We start from the raw sequence: 14,172 nt of genomic DNA on the forward strand, positions 1-14,172 counted from the left end.
ATCTGGGCTTCGGTGAAACGGCTCTTCTTCATCGGAATCTCCTCGTCCATCTTGCCGAGAAAATTCTACCTTCGCATTCCCTTAACCATGGGGAGGATTACCGCCTGCTGCCGCTTCGGCGGGGTCTTGCCGCTCCGCCCATGGCTGAAGAAAGCGTGAATGCCACCGGCGCGGGAAACGTGCCATGCTGGCCGCGCGAGAAGGCGGCAGGGGGCTTGCGCATGAAGATCGGATTTCCGGAACTGGCGGCCATCCGGCTGGGCTTTGGCCTGTCGCCGCGGATGTCGCCGCCGGCGGACGTGGCGGTGCTGCTGGCGGCGCCGGCGCTGGCCGGGCCCGGACCCGAGGCGATGACCACCGCCGGCGCCATGCAGCTTGCCCAGGAATACCGCGCGCGCGACAAGGCTCGGCGCGAGCAGGGCGCGGCGCATGAGCCCGGTCTTGCCGAGATCCGCCGCCAGCTGACGCGCATGGCCTTCGACGATCTGCGCCGCCGCGTGATCCGCGCCGTCGACGATCCGCCGGGTTTTGGCGAGCGCCTGGTGCAGTTCTGGGCCGATCACTTTACCGTCCGCGCCATGGGGGTGGTGAACACCCCGATCGCCATGGCCTTCGTGGACGAGGCGATTCGCCCGCATCTGGGCGGCCGTTTCGAGGACATGCTGATCGCCGCCGAGACCCATCCGGCGATGTTGCTCTATTTGGACCAGGTGGCCAGCCGCGGTCCGAACTCGGCCTTTGTGCGCAGGCGCCCGGACCGCAAGCTGGGCCTGAACGAGAACCTCGCGCGCGAGACGCTTGAGCTGCATTCGCTGGGCGTGGGCGCCGCCTATACCCAGGCCGATGTGCGGCAGCTGGCGGAACTGCTGACCGGGCTCAGCTTTGACTATCGCGACGGCTTCAGCTTTCGCCCCGGCCAGGCCGAGCCGGGGGCGGAAACCGTGCTGGGCCGCAAATATGGCGGCCGGCGGCACGGCGGGCTGGAGGATATCGCCGAGGCCCTGCGCGACATCGCCCGCCATCCGGCGACGGCGCAGCATGTATCGCGCAAGCTGGCGGTGCATTTCGTCGCCGACGATCCGCCGCAGGATCTGGTCGCGGCGCTGGCCGCCGCCTGGCAGGGCAGCGGCGGCGATCTGGCGCAGGTCTATGGCGTGTTGGCGACCCATCCGGCACTGGCGCTGAACCTGCGCCGAAAGGTGCGCCAGCCCTTCGACCTGACGGTGGCGGGGCTGCGCGCCCTGGGGGTCAGCGGCGCGCAACTGGCGGCGCTGGAGCCAGCGGCCTTTCGCCGCGCGATCTGGAGACCGCTCGGGGCGATGGGCCAGCCCTGGGGGCGACCGCGGGGGCCGGACGGCTGGCCCGAGGCGGCCGAGGCCTGGATCGGGCCGCAGACGCTGGCCGCGCGCGTCAACTGGTCGCTCAGCGCGCCGCGGCTGCTGCTGGCCGAACTGCCCGACCCGCGGCAGATGCTGGCCACCAGCCTTGCCGGCACCGAATCCGCGGAACTGGCCTGGGCGGTGCCCAGGGCCGAAAGCGCCGCCGAGGGCGTGGCGCTGATCCTCGCCTCGGGCGATTTCAACCGGCGATAGGGGAAAGCCATGAAACTTGACCGACGCCTGTTTCTGAAAAGTGCTGCGCTGCTGGGCTGTTCCGCCGCGGCGCATCCGTTGCTGAACTCGATGACCTTCGCGGCGTTGCCAGGCGAGAACCGGCTGGTGGTGATCATCCTGCGCGGCGCCATGGACGGGCTGGACGCGATCCAGCCCTATGGCGATCCGATGCTGCGCCAGCTGCGCCGGGACCTGTCGGCGGGGCCAGGGGCGGGGGCGGCGGATCTGGACGGGTTCTTTTCGCTGCACCCCCGGCTGGGGCCGCTCATGCCGCTGTGGCAAAAGGGCGAGCTGGGTTTTGCGCATGCGGTATCAACCCCTTACCGTGACAAGCGCAGCCATTTTGACGGCCAGGACCTGCTCGAGGCCGGGACGGGTAACGACCTGCCAGTGGACCGCCGTATCGGCGGCTGGCTGAACCGGCTGCTGCAGGCCACCCCCGGCGCCAGCGCCGAGACGGCCTATTCCGTGGGCGTCGAGCAGATGGCGATCCTTGCCGGCAGCGCCGCGCATCTGAGCTGGGCGCCGCGCGCCTCGCTGTCGCTGTCGCCGCAGGCGCAGGCGCTGCTTGAACATGTCTATCACGAGGACGCGCTGTTTCGCGAGGCGGCCCGCGATGCGGTGCAGATCGAGGCCGAGACCTCGGGCATGGCGCCGCTGAAGGGACCGACCGCCGATGCGCAGGCGCTGGCGGCCTTTGCCGCCGACCGGCTGAACGGTGCCAGCCGCATCGCCGCCTTTTCCATCGCCGGCTGGGACAGCCACGCCCGGCAAGAGGCGGTGCTGGGCCGGGCTCTGGATCGGCTGGCGGCGGCGATCCTGGGGCTGCGCGACGGGCTGGGGCCGAACTGGGGCCGGACAACGGTGCTGGCGATGACCGAATTCGGCCGCACCGTGCGCGAGAACGGCTCGGGCGGCACGGATCACGGCACCGGCGGCGCGCTGATCATGGCCGGCGGCGCGATCCGCGGCGGGCGCGCCTTCGGCGACTGGCCCGGTCTGGGCGAGGGCCAGCTTTACGCCGACCGCGACCTGATGCCCACGCGCGACATCCGCGCCTATGCCGGCTGGGCGATGCGCGGGCTGTTCGGCATTGCCCCCGACCTGCTGGAGCGCACGATTTTTCCCGGTCTTGACCTTGGCACCGATCCGGAGATGCTGGCCTGAACCTTCAGGAAAGGCAAGGACATGACCGACCGCCCGATCGGCGCCGCAGTTACCGGCTTTGCGCCGCCGCCCGTCCCCGGGCCGGCTCGGATCGAGGGGCGCCATGTCGTGCTGGAGCGGCTGGACCCCGCGCGCCATGCCGACGAGCTGTTCGCCGCTGTTCAGGGGCAGGACTGGGTCTGGGATTATATGTTCAATGGCCCCTTCGCCGATGTGGCGGCCTTCCGCGACTGGCAGCACCAGATGGCCGCCGAGGCCGATCCGTGCTTTTACGCGCTGCGCGACCGTGCCGGCGGGCAGATCGGTGGTCAGGCCTCGTTCATGCGAATCGACCCGGCAAATGGCGTGATCGAGATCGGGCATATCCTGATCTCGCCGGCGATGCAGCGCAGCCCGGCGGTGACCGAGGCGATTTCGCTGATGATCGGCTGGGCCTTCGACGCCGGCTATCGCCGGGTGGAATGGAAATGCGATGCGCTGAACGCCCCCTCGCGGCGGGCGGCGCTGCGCTATGGCTTTGTCTTTGAAGGTATCTTTCGCCAGCATATGATCTACAAGGGCCGCAACCGCGACACGGCCTGGTTCGCGATCATCGACGGCGACTGGCCAGCGCTGGCGCTGGCGCATCGGGCCTGGCTGGCGCCGCAGAATTTCGACGCCGAGGGCCGCCAGCGCCAGAGCCTGGCAGCGCTGATCGGCCGATAAGCCTCAGGAGGCGCGCACCGCCGCCAGCCGGTCCTGCACCAGCCCGCTGATCCGCGCCAGATTCATCGCCAGCGCGCCTCCGCGCGCGTGATCGCGGGCCAGCGCGTTGGCTGCATCCTCAAGCATGCGGTCATGGGCCGAACGCGCCACCCCGGCCAGAAAGCGGGCGATGTATTCGATGGCCTCGGTGTCATCGGCGCGGTCCAGCACCTCGGCAACATGCGCAAGGTCGTCGCGCAGCGCCCCGGGATCGGCGGGGATGATGTCGTCGGGCAGGGCGCGCGGGCCCTGCAGGCGCGCATTGGCCGGCAGCACCGACAGGATCGCCTGCTGAAAGACGGCGAGGCTTTCGATGGGCTTGCCCAGAAAGCCGTCGGCCCCGGCCCGCAGCGCCGATTCGCGATTTGCCGGATCGCCCGAGATGCCCAGGATCACCGGCACCCTTGGCGCGGTGCGCGCGATCAGCCCGATCATCTCGGCACCGTCGCCATCGGGCAGGCCCATGTCGATCAGCACCGCACCCGGGCGATAGGCCTGCAGATGGCGCATGGCGGCGCGCAGGCTGTCGGCGCGACGGATGCGCGCCCCCGAGCGCAGGCACAAAAGCCGCACCGCCTCGGAGGCGACGCGCGAATCCTCGACCACCAGCACTGTCAGGCCGGTCAGCGGCCGGTCGGGCCTGGTGGCCTGCCAGTTGGGCAACTGCCCCGTGTGGTTTTCGTTCCTTTCCGTCATCACCGCCATCCTGTCCTGGGCTTTGCGCTGCCGCCAAGCGTCGCGCGGATTCGCTAAGATGCGGTTAACGGGCACGGGTTTTCCTTTAACCGGCCGCTGGACCGTCCTAGAAGGGCGCAAATGACGGAGGACACCATGATCGGACGCCTGAACCATGTCGCCATTGCCGTGCCGGACCTGCAGGCTGCGGCCGGGCAATATCGCAACACGCTGGGGGCAAGCGTCGGCGCGCCGCAGGACGAGCCCGACCACGGCGTGACCGTGGTCTTCATCGAACTGCCGAACACCAAGATCGAACTGCTTTACCCCCTGGGCGAGAACAGCCCGATCCGCGGCTTTCTGGACAAGAACCCCGCGGGTGGCATCCATCACATGTGTTTCGAGGTCGAGGACATCCTGGCCGCCCGCGACCGGCTGCTGGCCGAGGGCGCCCGCGTCCTGGGCAGCGGCGAGCCGAAGACGGGCGCGCATGGCAAGCCGGTGCTGTTCCTGCACCCGAAGGATTTCAACGGCTGCCTGATCGAACTGGAACAGGTCTGATGAGCCCGACCGGAGGCATCATCCTTTACGCGGTGATCTGGTTTCTGGTGCTGTTCGTGCTGCTGCCCATCGGCCAGAAAAGCCAGGCCGAGGCCGGCCATGTCGTCCCCGGGACCCCCGCCGGCGCCCCGCACGAGCCGAGACTGGGGCGCAAGATGCTGTGGGCGACGCTGATCACCGCGCTGATCTGGGCGGTGATCTTCTACATCATCGAATGGGATGTCATCACCCGCGCCGACCTGGAGGCCTGGACGGGCTGAGGCGCTGCTCAGCCCGGGGCGTCCAGCCGCACCGGCCGGCCGCTGCGCACCGATTCGTCGGCCGCAAGGCAGACGGCGAGCGAGGCCACCGCATCCTGCATGTGGCGCTCCAGATCCATGTCCTCGGCGATGGCGCGGGCCATGAAGGCGGCCTCGGCGTCGCACAGGTCCTGATGGCCCGGCTCGCCTCGCATGGAGATGTCCCGGTCGGCCTCGCCCAGGCGGTGCAGGCGCAGGGTCGCGGTGCGGGTGTGGGTGTCGATGTCGTCCGAACGCGCGTCCTCGGCCATGCGGATGCTGACCGCGCCGTTGGGGCTGACCACATCCTTCACGAAAAAGGCCGTGTCCGACATCATCGGCCCCCAGCCGGCCTCATACCAGCCCAGCGAGCCATCGGCGAAGATCACCTGGAAATGCCCGTAATTATACATGCCCTCGGCGATTTCATGCGACAGGCGCAGGCCCATGCCGCGCACCTCGAGCGGGGCGGCATCGGTGATCTGGCACATGACATCGACATAATGCACGCCGCAATCGACGATCGGCGGCGTGGTCTGCATCAGGGCCTTGTGCACCTCCCAGGTCGGGCCGCTGGACTGCTGGTTCAGGTTCAGCCGAAAGACCCAGGGCCCGCCCAGGGCGCGCGCCTCGGCGATCAGGCGCTGCCAGCTGGGGTGGTGGCGCAGGATATAGCCCACGACCAGCTTGCGGCCGGTTTCACCCGCCACCGCGATCACCCGGCGGGCGTCGGCGACCGTGGCGGCCAGCGGCTTTTCGACAAAGACATGCGCCCCGGCGCGCATGGCGGCGATGGCAAATTCGGCATGGCTGTCGGTATAGGTGGCGACGACCACAATATCGGGGCGAAACCGCGTCAGCGCCGCGTGAAAATCGCGCTCTTGCGGGATGGCCGCCAGTTCCGGCGGCAGCGCCACCGGGCTGCGCATCACCAGCCCGACGATTTCGGCGCCCGGCTGTTTCAGCCAGGCCAGCGCGTGGCTGCGCCCCATGTTGCCCAGTCCGGCGACAAGCACGCGCATGGCTCAGTCGTCCACGATCGACAGGATCTTGGGCAGGGCCGGGCAGGGCAGCAGCTGGTTTCTGGCCACATCCGCCAGCGTGTGGTTGTGCAGGAACACATAGACATGCGCCGAGAGGCTTTCCCACAGCCGGTTCGACAGCGTCTGCGCCCGCGAGCCCGAGACCCCGCCCGAGGCGCCGGCGCCGACATGCAGCGCGCTGACCGTCTCATCGACCGCCTCCAGCACCTCGGCGACGCGGATCGTCTCGGGGGCGCGCGCCAGGCGATAACCGCCGCCGGGGCCGCGCACCGAATCGACCAGCCCGGCGCGGCGCAGGCGCACGAAAAGCTGCTCGAGATAGGGCAGCGAGATGTCCTGACGTTTGGAAATCTCGGCCAGCGAGGTCAGGTCCTCGCCCTTGGCGACCGCCAGATCGACCAGCGCGACCATGGCGTAGCGCCCCTTGGTGGACAGTTTCATCTTGCTCTCCTCCCGCCGCGGATCGTTGACGGCGTGTGCGTCAGGGGCTAATTCCCCTGCTCCGTCCCTGACCGCAGTCTTGCCTATGTCGGGCGCGCTTCCCAGATTGACGGTCTAGAGCCGCGCTGCCATTGGGTCAAGGAACCCGAGATTTCAAAGGAAGACCATGCCCGAACTGATTTTCCCCGGTCCCGAAGGTCGTCTCGAGGGGCGCTATCACGCTCAGGCCGCACCCGACGCGCCGATCGCCATCATCCTGCATCCGCATCCGCAATATGGCGGCACGATGAACAACCGCGTGGTCTATAACCTGCATTACGCCTTCCACCGCATGGGCTTTACCGTCATGCGTTTCAACTTCCGCGGCGTGGGGCGCAGCCAGGGCGAATTCGACCAGGGCATCGGCGAGCTTTCGGACGCGGCCTCGGCGCTGGATTACCTGCAGGCGATGAACCCCAACAGCAAGCATTGCTGGGTCGCGGGTTTCAGCTTTGGCGCCTGGATCGGCATGCAGTTGCTGATGCGCCGGCCCGAGATTACCGGCTTCATCTCGGTGGCGCCGCCGGCCAATCTTTACGATTTCTCGTTCCTCGCGCCCTGCCCGTCCTCGGGGCTGATCATCAACGGTTCGGCCGACCGGGTGGCGCCGCCCAAGGACACGCATGCATTGGTCGGCAAGCTGCGCGAGCAGAAGGGCATCACCGTCACCCATGAGGAAATCGAGGGCGCGGACCATTTCTTCCGCGACGACGAGGCGCATATGGCGCCGATGATCGCCACCGTGCAGGCCTATGTCCGCCGCCGCCTGACCGAGACCACGCGCTGAGCCGCGCGCCGGTTCCCGGGGGCAGCGCCATGACCGCGACGGCGCGGCGCCTGGCGTTTCTGGCCGAGGCCGACCGGTTGAAATCGGTCAGCCGCGCCAATGTGCTGATGGACCTGTCGCGGCCCGAAAACAGCGCCGAGCACAGCTGGCACGCCGCGCTATACGCGCTGGTCCATGGCGCATCGGACCGCGCCATCGCCATGCTTTTGCTGCATGATCTGGTCGAGATCGACTGCGGCGACCATCCGATCCACCTGCCGCAGGACTGGGACGCGGTGCAGGCCGCCGAAGCCGTGGCCGCCGAACGGCTGTTTGCCCTGTCACCCGAGGGCGCGGCGCAACTGGCGCTCTGGCAGGAATTCGAGACCGGAGCGGGCGATTGTGCGCGCATGGCGCGGCGCATGGACCATGCCCAGCCGCTGTTTCAGGTGCTGTCGGCGCCAGAGCCGCTGCCCCTGCATCTGCAGATCGCGCGCGACAATCTGAGCGGCGGTCGCGTGGCCCGCCTGGCGCAGGAATGGCCCGAGGCCTGGGCAGGCGCGCAGGACCTGCTGGCGGGGCGCGCGCCGCAGGGCGAGTTCGCGCAGCGCCTGGCGTTTCTGGCCGAGGCCGACCGGCTGAAATCCGTCACCCGCGCCAGCATGCTGGGCGACGCCTCGCGCCACGAGAACAGCGCCGAGCACAGCTGGCACGTGGCGCTTTACGCGCTGGTGCTGGCGCCGCATTGCGGGGCCGGGGTCGATATCGGTCGGGTGATCCGCATGCTGCTGATCCATGATCTGGTCGAGATCGACTGCGGCGACGTGCCGCTGCATTCGGCGCAGGGCCAGACGCATGGCTCGGCCGCGGTGCAGGCGGCCGAGACCGCGGCGGCGCGGCGCATCTTTGGCCTGCTGCCCGCGGGCCAGGGGGCCGAGCTCCTGGCGCTGTGGCAGGAATTCGAGGCCGCCTCCAGCCCCGATGCCGTCTTTGCCAAGGCGCTGGACCGCTGCCAGCCGGTGCTGCAGAACCTTGCCACCGGCGGTATCGGCTGGGTCGAGTATCAGGTGACGCTCGTGCAGATCGAGCAGCGGGTCGGGAGCTGGATCGCCTGCGGCGCCCCCGATCTGTGGCGGCACCTGCATCTGCGCCTGCGAGCGCATTTCGCCTGACCCCGCGCAGGATCAGGGGCTGGCGCTGACCCGCGGGCGGCCGTTGCCCTGATACCCCTCGGCCAGCCTGCGCGCGATGCAGCGCCAGCCGACTGTCGAGCCGGGCAGTGACCACCTTGCGATTCGTCATGGTCAGCCCTGCAGGGCAGGCGGTTTGCCAGTGCATGATCATGTCCTGCCCGCGCCTGTGGAAAGGCCCATGCAGACAATGCGCTGCGCGAATTCGCGCCGCTGCGCCCGGCATGCGCGATCTTTTGCATACCGTTGCATACCGTCTTTCCTTTCAGCGCGATTGCGGCTATAGCGCCGGCAGCACATTCATGCCAAAGGGGGACTCTCCATGTCGAAGATCAAGGTCGCAAACCCAGTCGTCGAGCTGGACGGCGACGAGATGACCCGGATCATCTGGGACTTCATCAAGCAGAAGCTGATCCTTCCCTATCTGGACATCGACCTGAAATATTACGATCTGGGCATCGAGGAGCGCGACCGCACCTCTGACCAGATCACCGTGGATGCCGCCAATGCGATCAAGCAATATGGCGTGGGCGTGAAATGCGCCACCATCACCCCCGACGAGGCCCGCGTCGAGGAATTCGGCCTGAAGAAGATGTGGAAATCGCCCAACGGCACCATCCGGAACATCCTGGGCGGGGTGATCTTCCGCGAGCCGATCATCTGCCGCAACGTGCCGCGCCTGGTGCCGCACTGGACCCAGCCGGTGGTGGTCGGCCGGCACGCCTTTGGCGACCAGTACAAGGCCACAGATTTCCGCTTTCCCGGCAAGGGCAGGCTGACGATCAAGTTCGTCGGCGAAGACGGCGAGACCATTGAGCACGAGGTGTTCCAGGCGCCGTCCTCGGGTGTGGCGATGGCCATGTACAACCTCGACGATTCGATCCGCGATTTCGCCCGCGCCAGCATGAACTATGGCCTGAACCGCGGCTATCCGGTTTACCTTTCCACCAAGAACACCATCCTGAAAGCCTATGACGGCCGCTTCAAGGACCTGTTCCAGGAAGTGTTCGACGCCGAATTCGCCGAGAAGTTCAAGAAGGCCGGGATCACCTACGAACACCGGCTGATCGACGACATGGTGGCCTCGAACCTGAAGTGGTCGGGCGGCTATGTCTGGGCCTGCAAGAACTATGACGGCGACGTGCAGTCCGACACCGTGGCGCAGGGCTTTGGCTCGCTTGGCCTGATGACCTCGGTGCTGATGACGCCCGATGGCAGGACCGTCGAGGCCGAGGCCGCGCATGGCACGGTGACGCGCCATTACCGCGAGCATCAGAAGGGCAAGCAGACCTCGACCAATTCGATCGCCTCGATCTACGCCTGGACCGGCGGGCTGAAGCACCGCGCCAAGCTGGACGACAATGCGCAGCTGCTGAAATTCGCCCAGACGCTTGAGCAGGTCACCGTGCAGGCGGTCGAGGACGGCCACATGACCAAGGACCTGGCGCTGCTGGTCGGGCCGGACCAGAAATGGCTCTCGACCATGGGCTATCTGGAAAAGGTGGACGAATACCTGAACAAGGCGCTGGCCTGAGCCTCGCGCCGCGCCGGGCATCGGGCCGGGGGAAACCCCGGCCCCTTGCGTTTTTCCGGGGAGAACCCGGCAATCGGCGCGGAAATCGGCGGTGACGCCTTAACAGCGGCGCCGTGCTGCACTATCTGATGCCCAAGCCATCAGCCGGAGCCGCGCCATGAAAGCCGCCGTCATCACCTTCCCCGGGTCGAACTGCAACCGCGATCTGGAGATCGCCCTCGCGCAGGCCGGCGCCGAGGTGGTCAAGGTCTGGCACAAGGACGATGCCCTGCCGGCGGGCACGGATCTGGTCGCGGTGCCGGGCGGATTTTCTTTCGGGGACTATCTGCGCTGCGGCGCGATCGCCGCGCATTCGCCGGTGGCCGCGGCGATCCGCAGTCATGCCGGGCGCGGCGGCTATGTGCTGGGCGTGTGCAACGGCTTTCAGGTCCTGACCGAGCTTGACCTGCTGCCCGGAGCGCTGATGCGCAATGCCGGGCTGAAATTCGTCTGCCGCGAGACCGTGCTGCGGGTGGCGACCGCCGACAGTGCCTTTACCGCCGGCTATGCTGCGGGCGAACTGATCCGCGTCCCGGTCGCGCATGGCGACGGCAATTACCAGATCGGCCCCGAGGAACTGGCGGCGCTGCAGGCCGAGGACCGCATCGCCTTCACCTATGCGCCGGCGATCAACGGCTCGGTATCCGACATCGCGGGGGTGCTTTCGCCGAACCGGCGCGTGCTGGGCATGATGCCGCATCCCGAACGGGCCGCAGATGCGGCGCATGGCGGCACCGACGGCGCGCGGCTGTTTGCGTCGCTGGCGCGGGAACTGGTGCGCGCCTGACTTGACGCGGTCCTCCTGCGGATTAGAATCGTGCGGCCCCCCTCGCGGGGGCGATGCCGGAGGCGCATGGGAAAGCTTGGTGATTCCAGTGCTCTGGCGGATGGCAGGGCCAGCCCGGCTAGCCGCTGGGGTTTGCGCGGCATCGTCGCGGTGCTGCTGGTCGTGGCCATCGGCACGATCTGGTTCACCAATTCCTGGCTGACGGCGCGGTTTTCGGAAACGACGCGGGTGCGCACGGAACTGCGCTCGGCGCTTTATATCGGCAACCTGCTGTCGGAACTGCAGCGCACCTCGGTTGTGCCGCAACTGCTGGTGCGCGACCCGGCGCTGATCTCGGCGCTGGTGGACAACGATTTTTCCGGCACTTCGGCGCGGCTGATCATGGCGCAGAAGGAAATTGCCGCCGCCTCGATCAAGCTGCTCGACGCCTCGGGGCGGGTGGTGGGGGCCACCGACCGCAACCTGATCGGCACGAATTTCGTGCAGGAGCCGTTCTTCGTCGAGGCGATGCGTTCGAAGGATACGGTGTTCACCGTCTCGCCCACGGCGCAGGGCGGCTATGAATTCGCCTATGCGCGCACCGTGGTCGCGGACGGGCGCACGCTGGGAGTGGTGGTGGTCGAGGCCGATCTGTCGCGGCTGGTGCGGTCCTGGGCCGGGATCTCGGATGCGATCGCGGTCACCGACAGCGCCGGGCAGATCATCCTGTCCACCGAGCCGCGCTGGCGTGGCCGGACCCTGCCCGAGGCGCTGGCCGTGCGCTCGGCGCCCTCGGCCATCGCGCGCGCCTTCCAGGTCACCGCGGACTGGGCCGCGCCGCCGGTCGACGGCTATGTGCAGGGCAAGGCGGTGATCCAGTCCGAGACGCGCATCCCCTTCCGCGGCTGGGAGATGGTCGCCTTTACCACCTATGATTCGGTGCGCGAGCGGGTGAACGCGGTTCTGGCCATGGTGATCATGGGCTTTGCCATCCTGCTGGCGGCGGTGTTCTATCTGCTGTCGCGGCGCGCCCGCGTCGAATCGGCCGCCTATATGCGCGAATCGGCCGACCTGCGGGCGTTGAACCTGCGGCTCACGCGCGAGATCGCCGAGCGCGAGCGGGTGCAGAAGGAATTGCGCGTGGCCGAGCAGACCGTGCAGCAGTCCAGCAAGCTGGCCGCCCTGGGCGAGATGTCGGCCGGCGTCAGCCATGAGCTGAACCAGCCGCTGGCGGCGATGAAGACCTATCTGGCCGGGGCGCGGCTGCTGTTGCAGCGCGGCCGCGGCGAGGAGGCGCTGTCGAGCTTTCAGCGCATCGACGATCTGGTGGACCGGATGGGCGCGATCACCCGGCAGCTGAAATCCTATGCCCGCAAGGGCGGCGAGGCCTTCGAGCCGGTGGACCTGCGCGCGGCGCTGTCCAGCGCCCTGGTGATGATGGAGCCGCAGCTGCGCAGCCGCACCATCCGCCTGAGCCGCAATGTGCCGCGCTATCCGGTCATGGTCTATTGCGACCGCATCCGGCTTGAGCAGATCATCATCAACCTGCTCAGGAACGCGGTGGACGCGACGCGGGGCATGCGCGACCCCGCGATCGAGATCTCGGTCAGCTCGGGCTTGCATGCCTTCCTGTCGGTGCGCGACAACGGGCCGGGGGTCTCGGACCTGGAGAACCTGTTCGAGCCGTTCTTTACCACCAAGAAGCCCGGCGAGGGCACCGGGCTGGGGCTGGCGATCTCGTCGGGGATCGCTGCCGATTTCGGTGGGCGCCTGACCGCGCACAACGCCCCGGAGGGCGAGGGGCGCGGCGCCGTATTCGAACTGGAACTGCCGCTGCACCATCCCGGCAGGAAGGCCGGAAGGCGACTGGCAGCGGAATGATGAAAGAGGGGTGACACGCCATGAGCCGCAGTCTGAAAATCGCCGTGGTCGATGACGAACCCGACATGCGCGAATCGATCAGCCAATGGCTGGTGCTGTCCGGTTTCGAGACCGAGACCTTTGCCAGCGCCGACGAGGCGCTGAAGGTCATCGGGGCCGACTGGCCGGGGGTGGTGATTTCCGACATCCGCATGCCGGGAATGGACGGGATGGCCTTCCTCAAGCGGCTGATGGGCATCGATTCCGGCTTGCAGGTGATCATGATCACCGGCCATGGCGACGTGCCGATGGCGGTCGAGGCCATGCGCATCGGCGCCATGGACTTCATGGAAAAGCCCTTCAACCCCGAGCGCCTGACCGAGCTGGTCAAGAAGGCCGGGCAGGCGCGACGGATGACACTGGACAACCGCGCCCTGCGCCGCGACCTGTCCGAGGGCCAGCAGGTGATGTCCAAGCTGATCGGCACCAGCCCGGTGATGGACCGGCTGCGCGAGGACATCCTGGACCTGGGCCAGGCCGACGGTCATGTGCTGATCGACGGCGAGACCGGCACCGGCAAGACGCTGGTGGCGCATGCGCTGCATGCCGTGGGCCCGCGCGCGGCGAAGAAATTCGTGCCGATCTCCTGCGCCGCCTATAACGACGAGATCCTCGCCACCCGGCTGTTCGGCCCGGTCGAGAACGGGCTGCCCGCGGTCGAGGAGGCGCGCGGCGGCACGCTGTGCCTCGAGGACATCGAGGCGCTGTCGGATCCGCTGCAGGCGCGGCTTCTGGCCTTCATCGCCGATCAGGGCGCCCCGGCCGAGACGCGGATCATCGCCATCTCCAACGCGCGTGGCGAGGGCCGCCGTGCCGAGGATTCGCTGCGCCCCGACCTGTTCTATCGCCTGACCGCGCTGAAGATCACCCTGCCGCCGCTGCGCTCGCGCGGCGAGGACATCCTGACGCTGTTCACCCGCATGACCGAACAATTCTCCGAGGAATATGGCTGCGAGCCGCCGCAGGTCACCGCGCAGGAGGCGGCGCAGCTGCTGCAGGCGCCCTGGCCCGGCAATGTGCGCCAGCTGATCAACGTGGCCGAGCGCGCGGTGCTGCAGAACCGCCGCGGCTCCGGCTCGATCGCCTCGCTGCTGATGGCCGATGGCGAGGAGACGCAGGAGGCGACCACCACCGAGGGCAAGCCGCTGAAGGAATATGTTGAAAGCTTTGAAAAGATGCTGATCGACAATACCATGCGCCGCCACAAGGGCAGTATCGCCGCGGTCATGGACGAGCTGTGCCTGCCGCGCCGCACCCTGAACGAGAAGATGGCGAAATATGGCCTCAGCCGCGGGGATTACCTGTAAGCGGCGCGGTGCCCTTGCAGTTACCCACAAGTGTCTTTGGCGCTGTGAAAGGTCTTGCACCGGAGGAATCCACCGTGATTCGTTGTCTG

14 protein-coding genes are annotated in these 14,172 nt (G+C 67.9%); 11 read left to right on the plus strand and 3 right to left on the minus strand.

All coding sequences use genetic code 11. The features are described 5' to 3' along the window. Positions 1-221: 221 nt before the first annotated feature. Genes WMK75_RS16080 through WMK75_RS16090 form a run of 3 tightly spaced genes read left to right on the plus strand, consistent with a single transcriptional unit; the run spans position 222 to position 3,485 of the window. Complete coding sequence (locus tag WMK75_RS16080) at positions 222-1,592, plus strand: DUF1800 domain-containing protein (protein WP_347268626.1); 1,371 nt, start codon at positions 222-224, stop codon at positions 1,590-1,592. A 9-nt stretch (positions 1,593-1,601) separates the two neighbouring features. Continuing rightward, positions 1,602-2,780: a DUF1501 domain-containing protein gene (locus tag WMK75_RS16085; RefSeq protein WP_347268627.1), complete on the plus strand. Its 1,179-nt coding sequence runs from the start codon at positions 1,602-1,604 to the stop codon at positions 2,778-2,780. A gap of 21 nt (positions 2,781-2,801) precedes the next feature. Then, a complete protein-coding gene (locus WMK75_RS16090; protein ID WP_347268628.1) occupies positions 2,802-3,485 on the plus strand; it encodes a GNAT family protein in 684 nt (227 codons plus the stop codon). Between the two features lie 3 nt (positions 3,486-3,488). On the opposite strand, the gene WMK75_RS16095 is transcribed toward WMK75_RS16090, so the two are convergent. Then, positions 3,489-4,220 carry a response regulator gene (locus WMK75_RS16095; RefSeq protein WP_347268629.1) on the minus strand — a complete coding sequence of 244 codons (732 nt, stop codon included), beginning with the start codon at positions 4,218-4,220 and terminating at the stop codon, positions 3,489-3,491. A gap of 135 nt (positions 4,221-4,355) precedes the next feature. On the opposite strand from WMK75_RS16095, the gene mce reads away from it, so the two are divergent. After that, the gene (mce, locus tag WMK75_RS16100; RefSeq protein WP_347268630.1) at positions 4,356-4,760 is read left to right on the plus strand and encodes a methylmalonyl-CoA epimerase; all 405 of its coding nucleotides are present in this window, start codon (positions 4,356-4,358) and stop codon (positions 4,758-4,760) included. Next, positions 4,760-5,020 (plus strand): DUF1467 family protein, encoded by a 261-nt coding sequence (locus tag WMK75_RS16105; protein ID WP_347268631.1) that lies wholly within the window; start codon positions 4,760-4,762, stop codon positions 5,018-5,020. The genes mce and WMK75_RS16105 overlap by 1 nt, the downstream gene beginning before the upstream one ends. Positions 5,021-5,028: 8 nt before the next feature. Here WMK75_RS16105 and WMK75_RS16110 read toward each other — a convergent pair whose 3' ends face one another. Both WMK75_RS16110 and WMK75_RS16115 read right to left on the minus strand, forming a co-directional pair. Continuing rightward, complete coding sequence (locus tag WMK75_RS16110) at positions 5,029-6,060, minus strand: Gfo/Idh/MocA family oxidoreductase (RefSeq protein WP_347268632.1); 1,032 nt, start codon at positions 6,058-6,060, stop codon at positions 5,029-5,031. 3 nt (positions 6,061-6,063) lie between these two features. Beyond that, positions 6,064-6,522, minus strand: a complete 459-nt coding sequence (locus tag WMK75_RS16115) for an Rrf2 family transcriptional regulator (protein WP_347268633.1) — start codon at positions 6,520-6,522, stop codon at positions 6,064-6,066. 166 nt (positions 6,523-6,688) lie between these two features. Here WMK75_RS16115 and WMK75_RS16120 point away from each other — a divergent pair, with 166 nt between their 5' ends. The 6 genes from WMK75_RS16120 (at position 6,689) to WMK75_RS16145 (ending at position 14,083) form a co-directional block, all read left to right on the plus strand. Continuing rightward, positions 6,689-7,348, plus strand: a complete 660-nt coding sequence (locus tag WMK75_RS16120; RefSeq protein WP_347268634.1) for an alpha/beta hydrolase — start codon at positions 6,689-6,691, stop codon at positions 7,346-7,348. Positions 7,349-7,377: 29 nt separating this feature from the next. After that, the gene (locus WMK75_RS16125; protein ID WP_347268635.1) at positions 7,378-8,499 is read left to right on the plus strand and encodes an HD domain-containing protein; all 1,122 of its coding nucleotides are present in this window, start codon (positions 7,378-7,380) and stop codon (positions 8,497-8,499) included. Between the two features lie 340 nt (positions 8,500-8,839). After that, positions 8,840-10,051 carry an NADP-dependent isocitrate dehydrogenase gene (locus tag WMK75_RS16130; protein WP_347268636.1) on the plus strand — a complete coding sequence of 404 codons (1,212 nt, stop codon included), beginning with the start codon at positions 8,840-8,842 and terminating at the stop codon, positions 10,049-10,051. Positions 10,052-10,208: 157 nt separating this feature from the next. Next, on the plus strand, positions 10,209-10,877 hold the full coding sequence (purQ, locus tag WMK75_RS16135; RefSeq protein WP_347268637.1) for a phosphoribosylformylglycinamidine synthase subunit PurQ: 669 nt from the start codon (positions 10,209-10,211) through the stop codon (positions 10,875-10,877). A 66-nt stretch (positions 10,878-10,943) separates the two neighbouring features. Further along, a complete protein-coding gene (locus WMK75_RS16140; RefSeq protein WP_347268638.1) occupies positions 10,944-12,737 on the plus strand; it encodes an ATP-binding protein in 1,794 nt (597 codons plus the stop codon). Positions 12,738-12,757: 20 nt separating this feature from the next. Next, complete coding sequence (locus WMK75_RS16145) at positions 12,758-14,083, plus strand: sigma-54 dependent transcriptional regulator (protein WP_347268639.1); 1,326 nt, start codon at positions 12,758-12,760, stop codon at positions 14,081-14,083. The last annotated feature ends 89 nt before the right edge of the window (positions 14,084-14,172 follow it).

The organism is Paracoccus sp. (in: a-proteobacteria), from assembly GCF_039808215.1.
Taxonomy (GTDB): Bacteria; Pseudomonadota; Alphaproteobacteria; order Rhodobacterales; family Rhodobacteraceae; genus Paracoccus.